The 13,027-nt window shown below is 43.2% G+C and carries 9 protein-coding genes; 3 read left to right on the forward strand and 6 right to left on the reverse strand.

Translation table 11 applies throughout. From position 1 onward, the window contains the following. Positions 1 to 245 precede the first annotated feature (245 nt). The gene (locus CYLST_RS12255; RefSeq protein WP_015208042.1) at positions 246 to 602 is read left to right on the forward strand and encodes a hypothetical protein; all 357 of its coding nucleotides are present in this window, start codon (positions 246 to 248) and stop codon (positions 600 to 602) included. Positions 603 to 608: 6 nt separating this feature from the next. Here CYLST_RS12255 and CYLST_RS12260 read toward each other — a convergent pair whose 3' ends face one another. The 3 genes from CYLST_RS12260 to CYLST_RS12270 form a co-directional block, all read right to left on the reverse strand. Next, the gene (locus tag CYLST_RS12260) at positions 609 to 854 is read right to left on the reverse strand and encodes a hypothetical protein (RefSeq protein ID WP_172642156.1); all 246 of its coding nucleotides are present in this window, start codon (positions 852 to 854) and stop codon (positions 609 to 611) included. A gap of 185 nt (positions 855 to 1,039) precedes the next feature. Further along, positions 1,040 to 1,717, reverse strand: coding sequence for a hypothetical protein (locus tag CYLST_RS12265; RefSeq protein ID WP_015208045.1), 678 nt, complete (start codon positions 1,715 to 1,717; stop codon positions 1,040 to 1,042). Positions 1,718 to 1,924: 207 nt separating this feature from the next. After that, positions 1,925 to 2,746, reverse strand: a complete 822-nt coding sequence (locus tag CYLST_RS12270; protein ID WP_245587495.1) for a GIY-YIG nuclease family protein — start codon at positions 2,744 to 2,746, stop codon at positions 1,925 to 1,927. An 83-nt stretch (positions 2,747 to 2,829) separates the two neighbouring features. On the opposite strand from CYLST_RS12270, the gene CYLST_RS12275 reads away from it, so the two are divergent. Further along, positions 2,830 to 3,759: a carbohydrate ABC transporter permease gene (locus CYLST_RS12275; protein WP_041233606.1), complete on the forward strand. Its 930-nt coding sequence runs from the start codon at positions 2,830 to 2,832 to the stop codon at positions 3,757 to 3,759. A gap of 225 nt (positions 3,760 to 3,984) precedes the next feature. Then, positions 3,985 to 4,293 carry a hypothetical protein gene (locus CYLST_RS12280; RefSeq protein ID WP_015208048.1) on the forward strand — a complete coding sequence of 103 codons (309 nt, stop codon included), beginning with the start codon at positions 3,985 to 3,987 and terminating at the stop codon, positions 4,291 to 4,293. 208 nt (positions 4,294 to 4,501) lie between these two features. Here the strand turns inward: CYLST_RS12280 and CYLST_RS12285 are convergent, their stop codons facing one another. The 3 genes from CYLST_RS12285 to CYLST_RS12295 form a co-directional block, all read right to left on the reverse strand. After that, the gene (locus CYLST_RS12285; RefSeq protein WP_245587496.1) at positions 4,502 to 4,972 is read right to left on the reverse strand and encodes a hypothetical protein; all 471 of its coding nucleotides are present in this window, start codon (positions 4,970 to 4,972) and stop codon (positions 4,502 to 4,504) included. A 78-nt stretch (positions 4,973 to 5,050) separates the two neighbouring features. After that, positions 5,051 to 6,520: a C2 family cysteine protease gene (locus CYLST_RS12290; protein ID WP_172642157.1), complete on the reverse strand. Its 1,470-nt coding sequence runs from the start codon at positions 6,518 to 6,520 to the stop codon at positions 5,051 to 5,053. Positions 6,521 to 7,112: 592 nt separating this feature from the next. Continuing rightward, positions 7,113 to 12,782, reverse strand: a complete 5,670-nt coding sequence (locus CYLST_RS12295; RefSeq protein ID WP_015208051.1) for a translocation/assembly module TamB domain-containing protein — start codon at positions 12,780 to 12,782, stop codon at positions 7,113 to 7,115. Between the last annotated feature and the right edge of the window lie 245 nt (positions 12,783 to 13,027).

The following is a 13,027-nucleotide window of genomic DNA, read 5'->3' on the forward strand; positions in this document are numbered from 1 at the left end:
AGCAACAAATGTTTTGGGGAATTGAATGTAAGCCGCCTAACTGATAAAGACAAATATTATTTATCCTTAAAATGATAAATTAAAGTGATGCATAGTGGAAACCTACCCTCAGACAGATGTCCAAGCTAGGGATCTGTAATCAGAAGGCGCATAGGGTCTACGACACTCTAGTGAATATGCAAAGATGTTTTTCAATCATCGAAGTATGGGAAAAGTGACCAAATGTTTGCATTTTATCCAAATGTATGACTCAGTGGTTAGGATTATTGATTTCCTTGGGAATTGAAGTGCCAGTAGTGTTAATTATGTTACTCACTACACAGCAACTGTCTTCTCGTTTGGATATTTGCAGTGCGTTTATTCTAGCCTGCGCGGCAACTCTCTTAACTCATCCCTTAGCTTGGGAAAGTAACCAAATGCTGATGCCTTACATGGAATTTCCTGTCAGGGCAACACTTATAGAGGGTTTGGTAGCGATCGCTGAAGGTATTCTCTATTGGCTGATTTTAAAATTGGGTTGGCAAAAAGGCTTGCTTTTGTCCATTATTGCCAATGCAACTTCGTTTTTAGGAGGTTTGCTAATTGATGAATTGTTTAGATGATCAACATTAATCATTCACTTTGGTTTCTTCTGGGGTTGCCAAAGCTAAAAGTAGAATCGGAATTTCCACCCAAGCATGAACTGCTGCTGCAATTCCATACACAGCACGGGCATTGATGAATGATCTGGCAAAACCGATAAATAACAACGCACTCAGTAGCGTAACCAACCATCGAAACTGCTTTTGTTGGTGCCAGGGGAAGAAACCGTTAGTTGTTCTCCATTGATTGGCGTTATCCCACTGAGGCAACACACCAATAACTACCGCATAGTGCATGGAATGTAAAAGCGATTATCGACGTAATGTAGTTCTGTTAAAATATGGGTAAGCCCAAATGTTGCCAAAGTAAAGGTGTAAGTAGCTAGGGGAAAAGCTACAGATAATATTGCGCTTATCAAGACTAAAACAATCGCAGCAGCCATTGACGCATCAAATTTCTATGATGATAAATCATGATTTTTAGAAAATATTGATTTCCTATAGACCAACATAATACCAATTAGCGATAATCCGGGAATTATCAGGTTTAAAAGATTAAGCCCGTTACTTCCAGAAGGGAATGGTCGGTTATTTTGTGTTTGATAAGCTTTTATTTCTGATTTTCCCGGTTGAGAAGTATAAATAACTTCCTTGTATCTTAAATTGAGAGACTTTTGTTTGATAGCTACAATTTCTAAAACATCAGTGACTTGCTCAATGCCATATTTGTCTGGTAGGGTTCTCAGAGGATAAATCTCATCCTTTGCTGGAATTAATTTAGATTTTTTAGAATCAAACTTAATCAATGATTCTCCCTGCTGATTGGTAATAATATCCTGAAACTTAACGTCAGTCTTTTTTATAGCATAGACATTGCTATACTCTCGATACCCATTTAATTCCAAACATTTATCTTGTTTGATAATTTTGTTATATGTGGGGATAGAGGGATTTGCTGACTTGATATATGCAATTAAGTAATAGTTGGGATATTGGTTAATATTCGCTATTTTAAAACAGTAATCAACAGGAGATGCTCCGGGAGTTATTACATCTGCCCAAACAGCAGGCAATTGGATGCAGGCTAGTAGAGTCCCTAAAACTAATATTTTCTGGTTATTTTTCCGAGATTGCATGAGGCTTAATAAAAATAGCTAACAGTTAACAGTAATAGTTTATCTGAATCATAGGTTTTGTAACCATTCACGGGGTAAAAAAGCGATGTCTACGAAGGTCTAAGCCTACGCCAAAAATTGCTATAAAAATATTCAATGTGTAGAGTGCACCATTCGCAGTGTAACCCACCGCTACGAATGGTGAGTTACTGTTAAATTTTGAATTTTTTAAGACTTAGTTTCCTGTGTTTGTGCGTTGATAACTCCACTCCAGTCATCATTTGTCACCGCCGCTTCTAGTTGACTTCGCCGTTCGGACTCTATTGCATCCACTGTTTCCAACTCTTTAGAGAGGCTACTGTCAGCCATTGCTTTCCGCAACTTTAGCTTTTTCTCCTCATAGGCAAGGCGTTCTGCTGCTGACATCACCGACGAAGCAACTTCCCCCACTGTACTCGCCCACATCTTACTTTCGGCAGCATTACCGGGGGGAGTGTTTTCCAATTCTGCTATCCAGGCATCGCGCAAATCTTCCATTTCTTGACGCTTGGGGAACTTGAATGGTTGCACACGCACAAAAGCGCACTTTTGCTCGCCATTTTGAGCAAGATGACCATTCAAGGAAAGCAAGACATTTCGAGAATAGCCTATGTACTGCGTGCGGCGTTCGGTGTTCAATACCGCATAAACACCTGCAATTTTCCCATTAAGAGCAACGCCACGCCAAGCTTCAAGGGGGATAATTTCTACCCCATTATTTGCTAACTCAGGAGTGACACTCACCTCAGTAGCGCCGTGTTCATCGTCAGAACTGTATAAAAAATTATGCAGTCCCTGGTGGCTGACTGGTACAGCTTGATGTTCAATTGGCAGATTGTTCTGAGTTTCCATGATATTTCCTCTTTGTGCAATTAATTTGCGATCGCGCGGGGCGCCCTTTATCAGGCGATCGCAATCTATAGCCATCCTACTAAATGATTCATCAAACTCTGCTACTCTGGGTGAGCGATGGACACTCGGCCCGCTTTCCAGCGATGGGCTGCGCCCCACCGTAGGTGATTGCGCTATTTTCAGAAGCCGAGGAGCGTCTACGCGCCCAGCGATCGCCAATCAACCGCCAATATTCTCAGAGTATGAAGCAATTAACGCCCAAAAATTGGATTTTTATTCAACAGCGGTTAACACCTTATTTATTTTTACTGCCCGCCTTAATTATTTTAGGTTTAACCGTATTTTGGCCCGCACTGCAAGCATTTTACCTCAGCTTTACCAGCTACCAAGATATTGGTGAAGCCCCGCACTGGATAGGTTTTGCCAACTTCCTCCGCTTATCAAAAGACGCAGTTTTTTGGAAAACCTTAGAAAATACTTTTCTCTATCTTGTTGGTGTTGTCCCAATTTTAGTTGGGCTACCCTTAGGGTTGGCGATTTTGGTAAATCAAAAACTACGGGGGATGAATTGGTTTAGAGCCGCTTATTACACTCCAGTAGTAATTTCAATGGTAGTTGCCGGCATAGCTTGGAAATGGTTGTATGCAGAAAACGGCTTACTAAATCAATTGCTCAAAACTGTGGGGATTTTTCCCGAAGGAATTCCCTGGCTAACTAGCCCAGCAAAAATTTTGGGGATTGTGCCAATTTCTCTAGCCAGCGTCATGGCTGTGACGGTGTGGAAGGGGCTAGGCTACTACATGGTAATTTATCTAGCCGGATTACAATCAATTCCCGCCGATGTTTATGAAGCCGCAGCAATTGATGGCTCAGATAGTATTCGCAAACATTGGGATATTACCATACCTTTAATGCAACCATATTTAGCCCTAGTGGCGGTAATTTCCGCTATTTCTGCCACCAAAGTTTTTGAAGAAGTCTATATTATGACCCAAGGAGGCCCACTCAATAGCTCAAAGACAATTGTTTACTATTTGTATGAGCAAGCATTTAGCGATTTGGAAATTAGCTATGCCTGCACAATTGGGCTAGTACTATTTTTGATTATTTTGGGTTTATCAATTTTGAGATTAGTCATTAATCAGCCAGATAGCAATAATCTCAATATTTGATATGGCACAAAAATATAGATAATTATTTATCTGAACGACACTGCAACAGGATATTTGTCATAACACAACTTTCTACACAATAGTTGAAAATAGTCCATAACATGACTTTTCTCACATTTATATTCGTGACTTACGACTCATGTTTAAATTCAACTCTGATTCTATAGTTGAGGCAACTGGAACCTCAGCCAGAATCAACTAATTTCATTGTGAGAAAAACCTACTATGCGTTTGCACAAATCTCTAATCCTGATTGGTACAGCCAGTTTAATTGCTTTGGGTGGTATGGCAGCAACTCCTGCCCTAGCTGATAACCGCTACGATTATAGAATTAACCGACAATCAGAAATTCGTCAGGGACAAGAAATTCGTCGGGCACAAGAAATTCGCCGCCAACAAGAAATTCGTCGGGCACAAGAAATCCGCCGCCAACAAGAAATTCGCCGGGCACAAGAAGCTCGTCGGTTACAAGAAATCCGTCGGGCACAAGGATCTCGTCGGTTACAAGAAATTCGTCGGGGAACCCGATATTAAGGCAGATTATCCTCTTGACTTTTTAGTTATTTGACAATCCCCACGGCTTCGGCCGTGGTATTATTATTAATCTTGTTGCCTGGGAAATTTTGAAAATCTTCTTTCAAACTCAACTACTCACCATAAGATGGAAACATTCATACTTTTAATCTTCCACTTATGAGATATCCTTCCCAGATCATTATGCTGTTTTGCTTAACTTAGAATTTTAATCAGAAGAGATAGCTTCCCAACCATTTGGCTCTAATAAATGCAAATGCCCATCTGGATATGTTGTGAGAAATAATCTGACCTGAGCATCTAGAGGTAAATTAGAATCTTGACTTGTGACGCCAGTTGCTCCTCCTCGCCGCCTATATTTTACCTCTATGTTTTTTCCTGGTTTGGGAGCATCCGATGGTGGAGCAAAAGAACCGTCAGGACGTTTGCTCCCTGATTCTGGTATCCACCTTTTAACACTTTTGACTTCTACAATAGCGGTAAATTGATGCTCACTGCCCAACTGTACTTTAACCTCACGACTAGAAAGACTTTTAACCTTTCCTACCACAATACAACAAGCCGATTCTTCCAGTTCATCGGTAGATAAAGGTGTCCGGTGAGCCTGTGCAGTTTGTGGCATCGCCAAGATCCCAACTATATTAATTAGAAATCCACTCAAAATGAGAGTCCAAATCATATCAGCTTTTCTCTCAAATGCCTTTGTCTGATACAATTTGAATCTATCAAACATATTCATCATTGCCATTCCTCTTTTCTATTTATTTGGAAAGCTACCAATATCAATTCTGTAGTAATATTTTGTGAGATCACTCAACTCTAACCAAAATTCCCTTGTATCGTTTGCCTGATCTTCTATTACCTCAAGTTTTCCGTTAGGGAAACGAGATTTCCGACCATTTTTCTGCCAAGGATTACAGAGTTTGACCCAATGAAACTTACCTACTTTCTGATCTTCAGGATTCTGAGAGTTTGTTGTCCGAACGGCAAGAACTGAGTAGGCATGACCTGAACTCACTCCATCGGGAGTTTTCTCTTCTACTCCGGTTCCTTTTCCTATGGAACTGTAGGAGCTTGCTGCTACAACCTGACCACCATTCAAGGCTACTTTGATTTTTTCAAAGGTATCCAATTGGGTTTGGGAATAGATTGCTGTCCCCGATTCCCCAGGGAAAATTTGCTGGGCTTGCAGCCATTGCATCATGTCATCTTTAAAGGCTTGATTTTTGAATAATTCGTCAATATCTTTCAGTGTAATTGCATTGCTGTTGCCCTCTAGTTTGTTATCTCTTATATCGATAGATGCTCTGTCATGAGACTGATCGACAAACTTTTGTTTTAAATTGTTTCCTTTAACACCTTTAAGAAAGGTGATCCATTGATCAACCTTATTCTGATCATTCTTAAATATTCCCATTAACAGCTTCATAGAAGAATAATCATCAGGCGTTTTTGAGTATTTTACCTGATCGTATTCCGTAACTGCTCCTGCGTCCCAGGGAAGACTCACTTTATTGGGGGTGATAATCTGTTTTGTATTGTCTTTTGCAACAATGTCCTGCCGCTCTTCATACTGCTTTTTATTCTTGTTATAAGTCGGTCCACTTTTTAAATCCAAGGTGGTTGAGGGTTTGCCCAATAACACTTCAAAGGCATAACTAGACAATCCACCATCCATGTTCTCGTAAGCAGGAGTTTTGCTAATAGGAGCCAGGCCTGTTCCTGTAAAGCAACCTGCTGCATAAGCTTTTTGGATCATCCGCACCCAGAGAGCGCCATTATTATAGAGTTCTACCCCATTTCTATTTATAGGAACAGACTTTTCTACCTTGATATATTGAGGTGTAAATTTTGGGTTTTGGTAGTCTGTCTGATCGACTTTATATAATCTTACCGTAACATTACTGTCTTGATCTTCCCGAACTATCTCCTTAATATAATCAGGCTTTTGGGCAGCAATACTCGCAAGTGCAGCCTCTAAATAGCAATCTCCCAAGCCTGTTTGTCGAACATCATCTGGTGAAGGTTTCCATCTGGGGTCTGCTGGGAAGACAGGAGTATCAACTTTCTTGAACCCTGATTTTACTTCCGTTAAGTTTTCTTTGGCTACCCAGAGATCACCAAGCTTAGAGAAAACGATATATCCACCATCCTTCTCCAGTTTGATACTGACTAGTAAGTCTTGACTTTCCGGCTTTGCCTTTTTCTTTGAGCCGTCATCAGACAAATGATAAAACTCTTTCCCGGCGAGAATTTTGGTTGCTATCCCTCTATCGGTCGCAAAGAAATCAGGATTTGGCAGTAGGGCCGCTGCTTCAAAAGGATCAGAATGGACTGATTTAGCTGATTTAGACGGCGGTGGTGTTATGGCTGTCTCGTTATCAGCCGGAGCAGTTGACGCTATCTCTTCTGGATTGGAGGTTTTTTTGGCTTGTGCGATCTGCTGAAAGCAGCAGCGCTTCGCTATCGCATGCTGTTTCTGTAATAATTGGATCTGTATTGGCTCTCTTATTAGGGAACGACGAGTTAATAGCGCTCCATTTATACAGTTATCATCAAGTGGCTCTGAATTTTCTGACTTAGCCTGTAAATCAGTTGTTTGCTCCGCTTGGGGTGTTGCTGTCTGTATTTTGGGCTGGTGGACGAAGGGACGCGGTGCGAACTGATTCGACATCGGTGTATCAGCGTTCTGGGAAGAAGTTTTAACAGTTCTATGTTCCCTGCTATACATTAACTTAATCCTTTATATAAACAATGAAGTAGTTTAGTAAGTGATTCTACTCTTACTAATTGTAACCTCTGCTTCCTGCTTCCTTCAATTAAAACCGTCTTTCAAACTCCACTACAGCGCGACTGTCATTATTTAAATTTGTGGAAGCACGCAGACGAACTTCGTCGTTTATCCGGTAATTGATACCCCATTGGAAGGGATCGCTGGCTGTTAAAATTTTGATGCTAGAAACGGAAATCTTGGGAGAAATATCTACCCCAGCCTCTAACGCTAACTCTAAACTGGAATTGTTTTTTCCCGCTTCGGGATTTTCAGAAATGATCGTAGGAAATAGACGTAGTTCACTTAAACCCAAAGCACCACCAATCTGGTTAAAAGTTCCCTGAAAGTTGTTGAACACAGCCGTACCAGCGATATTAATTAGACCCAAAGTACTGTCCCCACGTCCCTGGGTATCCACAAAACCACCCCCCAATAATGCAACGATTTCTGTTTGACTGCGTGCTGGACTGCTTTTCAGTTCTAGATTATCGTTGATTTTGCTAGCGGGGCCTTTAACACTAGCTTCGACTCGCACACCTTCTAAAGCTGCTAACCCTGTAGAACCTTGTCTACTGATGCTGATGTCACTACTCTGAATTACATCTAATACCTTGGCAATTAGCCGCACATCTAAGATGGGGTCGCGGGGTTGATTGGCTCTAAAGGTTGCGGTCTGTTCATAGCCACGAACTAGGTTAAATTGGGTTGTAAATAAATTAACTCCACCTTGGGTTAATTTGATAGTTCCTTCGGGTATGGGATCGCTCAAGGAGCCATTAACGATGAGGTTACCGACTGCTTGGAAATTGATAATCGGGGGTCGGGAAATTTTGACTTTTTTGCCTAGGGTTATTTCTAGATTATTCAATTTTGTGATCCCACTGCCGGCATCTGTTTTGTTTGGGTTATTGGCTGTTGTGGGTGATGAAGCGAGATTGCTATTAGCAGGTTGAGTGGAACTGCTAGATTCTGATAACAGCACTTGACCATCAAACAAATCGACCTTACCACCAATTATTGGGTTGAGGACGGAACCAGTAATTTGCAAATTACCGCTAGCACCACCTTGGTACAATCCCTTGAGATTCATGGTTAACTGCTCGAGGTTAACGGTGAGAGGATTGTTTATTTTCCGATCATCGTTGTTGAAGATGGGAATTGCCCCAGCCACCTCTACCTTACCTCGGCTAAATCTACCCTGAAGACTTTCTACTAAGACGCGGTCAAAATCAAACTGCACCTTGCCTGTAACACGTCTCAATTTGCCTGGCAAAGCCTGGGCTGAAAATGTGGCATTATTGACAGTAGCAATGCCATTGACTAAGGGTTGTTGTCTAGTCCCCCGCACCTTGATGTCTACTTCGCCTTCACCCTTCTCAAACACTACTTGGTTAGTTAACAGGTTTAAGACTGCTAATCCCTCATTTTGTACCTTCACATCCAGACTAATTTGATCGTTGTCTGGTTCTACGTCGGCAAAAGGTAATTTATAGGGGATGCTGCCACTAACGTTCACAGGTTCTGGGCCAGCAGCTAAGAGGGTACTGCCAAAGTTCAAACGTCCATTGGCATAACTGAAACTGGCTGTAGCTGACTCTACTTTATTCTGATTGATCGTTCCCTCTGTGATTTGCAATTCTCCTTTGGTTTGGGGATTGGCAATACTACCAGCTAAAGCGGCTGTGGCGTTGAGATTCCCGGAAATTCCTACTGGGAGCTTGACAAAGTTACTTAATGCTTGGATTGGGAAATTATTAACTCGCAACTGACCAGATTGTTCTTTGCCGCCAATGTTACCTGTGAAAGCAACCAGCCGATTTTCGGCTTCAATTCGTAAAGGTTGCAATCGCAATACACCCTTAGAAAAGCCACCTTCGGCTATGACTTTGTCAGCACGATAAAAGCGATTTGGTTCTGTTTCTTTACCTAGGCTAAAGTTTTGACCGTTTAAATTAAACAGCACTTCAAGTCCGTTGGCTGTGGCAGTATCTACAGAAATTTCGCCATTGAAAATTCCCTTGAAATCTGTCAAATCTGGGATTGGCTTGGATGCTAGCCGCTTTTGTTCTTGTTCTGCTAGCAGGGCATCAATTTCATAAAGACGCTGGATTTGGCTAAGTAAGGGCTGATTGGGCAACCCTTGCGGATTGGTGGTCAGATCCGCTGATGTGCCGTAATTTGGTGCTGCTAAACCACGTTGTAGGTCTTGGATTTCAAATATCTGTGCTGCTGAGAGGATATCTTGAATATTTCCTTGGGCGATATTAATTTTTCCTTGGAGTTGTGGACCTTGGGCGGTTTGGCTGATGTTACCACCGAAGGTATAGCGACTATCGCCTTTGGCAAATTCGCTATTTGTGAGGGTGGCTTTGCCCTTGTTGTAGCTGAACTGTGTGCTGAAGCGATCGCCTTTGATGCGACCTATTTCTGGTTTGGCGATCGCTACATTTCCCTTGGCTGCTAATGTCTGCTGATTAAGGAGCAAATCTCCAGTTAACAAGCCTGCCACCGCAGTATTACCCAAGGCAGTTTTCACAGGCAAGGTTAAATTTAAAACCTTTAAGGGGAAATTTGCGACTTTAACTGCCAAGTTATCCCCTTGAGTTTGACCTGTGGCTAAGGCTTCCTGCCACTGTACCAAAAAAGATTGGGGGCGATTTTTGGCGTCTAGATTTACGGCAATTCGGTCTTTCTTTCCTGCCAAATCCAAATTTAAGCCACTGCCCTGCACCAAGGTCACATTACCAGTTAACAGTGGCTCAAATGCAAAGTTTTTCACGGCAAAGTCGCGTAAACCAAGTTTACCCGTAACATTTAGCGTCGGTAATTTGCCTGCCACTAGCCCATTAAAATCAACTTTCCCCACCACACCCAAAGCACTGGGAAGCTTAACTGGTAACTGTTGCAAATCGTAATTCTGTGCTTGGATGCTGAGATTTAACTGAGTAAATTCCGGTATGCCTGGTTTTTGAGCATTGGCTAATATATAACCGCTGGCATTTAAATTGGTGCTAGTAACTTGTTCTAGGGTGAGCTTTTGACCATTCCAAGCTAATGCCGCATTTACTGGTGACTGAAGACCAAGGATACCTTGGCTTAACTGCAAATTCCCAGCCGCACGCAGATCAGCTAATTTAGCGGACCCCACCAAACCAGCCAGTTGCAGCTTACCGCCCAACTGACCTTGCAACTGCTGATTTAACCGATTTAATTGCACACCAGAACTATTAACTAATGCCTGGTAACGACCCTCAGCCAGTTGGATATTAGAAGCTGTAACCGTTCCCCCAGCAACCTTCAACTGTGCCTGACCCGTAGCTTGGATAGTTTGCGGATTGAAGGAATCAACAGACCCTGCTACATTAAACTGACCAGCAAGCCCTCCCCGCAACTGCGGTGGTACTGCCACCAACCGCTGCAAAGGCACGTTATTGGCTTGGATTTGCGCTTGATAGCGACCATCAGCCAGTTGAATATTAGAGGCGGTAACCACACCACCATCAATAGCTAAACGTCCTTGTCCATTGCCATATAAGGTTTTGAGGCTGAAATTCTCTGTGTTGCCTAAAATTTGAAATGTCCCCGCCAAAGGGCCACTTAATGCTGGGGGAGACTGTTTGAATATTCGTCCTAGCCGCACACCATTGGCTACCAATTGGGCGGCAAAGTTTTGATCTTTTAGCTGGATATTAGAAATGGCAACTGTCCCGCCACCAATTTGAACTCCTGCCCCATCAGTGCGAATTGTCTCCAGTTTAAAGGGTGCTGTAGTTCCCGATAGAATCAACCGACCGTTAAATTGTGACCCGGCCAAAGAGACATTTTGCAGTTGTTTTTGATCTACAAAGGGTGTTAGGGGTATACCAGAGGCTTGGGCGACGGCTTGCCAGCGTTGATCAACATAACGTCCATAAGCCTGCACTACACCACCAGCAACATTGACAGCCACATTGCGGAAGGAAACGGTACGGTCTGCGGCGATGATGGTTTCACCACTGGCGGCGTAGGTTGCTCCTGGTGCCTGCCATTTTACTAAAGTTTGGACATTGCTAGTCGGTCCAGTTAGTTGGGCTGTGGCGGAGACTGTGCCCACTCGAAGAGAGGATGTAATGTCATAAACTTTAGCGATCGCATCCCCTGGCAAATTCTTCGCTGTGAAATTAAAATCTAATCGGGGTACTGTACCCAGTCTGATAGTCCCAGCACCCCTGACATCACCGCCTAATGTGGGTGTCCCTTGAATATCATTCAAAGTAATGAGAAAGGCACTAGGCGCAAACTCAAACTTACTACTGAATTTCTGAAAATCAACTCTGTCAATCTTGGCAGTTTTCAGCGTAGTCACAGTACCTGAGAGAACTGGCTGTGCAAGTGCCCCCAAAATCTGCAAGTCTACTTTAACTTCACCACTAGCAGGTACAGGCAGTTTCACCTTGAGCGATTCTGCCGCATTAGCCACACTCACCCCATTTACCCGCCCTGCCAACTTAAAGCCCGCTTTTCGGTCAATGATGCCCGTAGCTACTACAGGAATTTTGCCATAATTGGTAGCCACCCTGTCCAGCCGCACTTCCAGCCCCCGAAAGCTGATATTTCCTTGGGTATTGCTCAACGCTTGGGGTACGCTGGGCACTCGCAGCGTCACCCCTTGCAAAGCTGCACTGCCATCTAATAAAGTCTCCTGATTTGGTATCAGTTGGACTTGTAAGTCACCGTTAACTCGACCTGCCCGCAAAATAAACGGTAACTTAATCAGTCGGGTAATATCTGCCGCTAGCAAGCCTTGTGCTTGCACCTTTAAGTTGCCATCTAGAACCTTACTAGGGCGCATATCACCCTGAATGGCAACATTGCCGCCGCTGTTGGCGATTCCGACTAAATCCAACCTAATCAACTTGTTTTGATTCAGCAATTGGGCTGTGCCATTAAGTTGAGAAAATGCTACAGAGGGTCGGATATTGGGGGATTGGGGATTGGGAGCCAAAGGAAAGAGAGAATTTCCTGCTTGTCCTGCTTGTCCTGCTTGTCCTGCTTGTCCTGCTTGTCCTGCTTGTCCTGCTTGTCCTGCTTGTACTGCTTGTACTGCTTGTCCTGCTTGTCCTGCTTGTGCTGCTTGTCCTGCTTGTGCTGCTTGTCCTGCTTGTGCTGCTTGTCTTCCTTGTCTTCCAAATCCAGCACCTTGCCCCCTTCCGACTCTCCTCTGGGGTAACAGCAGCAATTTGCCATTGCGAAACCGCAGTTTATCCAAATCGGTTTTAATTGGCCCACCTTTCCCAGGTGGCGCTATGGTAGTGGTAATCCAGCTACCTTGCTTATCCTGTTCGATATAAACATCTGGGTTGACTAAGGTAACATCCAGCTTGAGTTGGCGGTTAAAAATTAACTTAACTGGGTCAAACCCCACCTCCGCTGCCTCGATTGTCGCTTTGTCTGGATCTGTGGGTGTTGCTGGAATAGATGAAGCTGCAAACTTTACTCCCGTCAACGAGAAATCTGTGACTCCGCCTAGTTTTACAGGACGGTTGAGTGTAGTGGTAAGACTTGTTTCTGCTAATGGCGCTAACTCTTTTTGCACAAAAGTCCACAATCGCCAAATACCGCCGATAATTCCCACTAGCAGTAGTGCTCCCAAGGTAATGCCACCGCGAGTCAATATCATCAACCATAGACGTTGGCGAGTAGGGGAAGGGGAATGAGGATCTTTAGAGTTAGTCATTGGCTATCACTCTATTAAAGGCCGGATGTAGCTAGCAGATTGCTATTACTGACTGGCACGCTTTCACTATGCTATTTCCAGGATACAAACCAATTGTATATTTTGGGTTGTGGATTATCACGTAGCTCTTGGCATAATGGCTCTAGATTTGTGTTCCCTCAGACCAAAAAACTAGGGGAGGGCGCAGTTTAAAGAAGGAAAACTTTATCAAAAGTGTGCTCGATAATTTTGGTACTGCTAGGCAA

The sequence above is a fragment of the Cylindrospermum stagnale PCC 7417 genome, from assembly GCF_000317535.1.
GTDB lineage: Bacteria > Cyanobacteriota > Cyanobacteriia > Cyanobacteriales > Nostocaceae > Cylindrospermum > Cylindrospermum stagnale.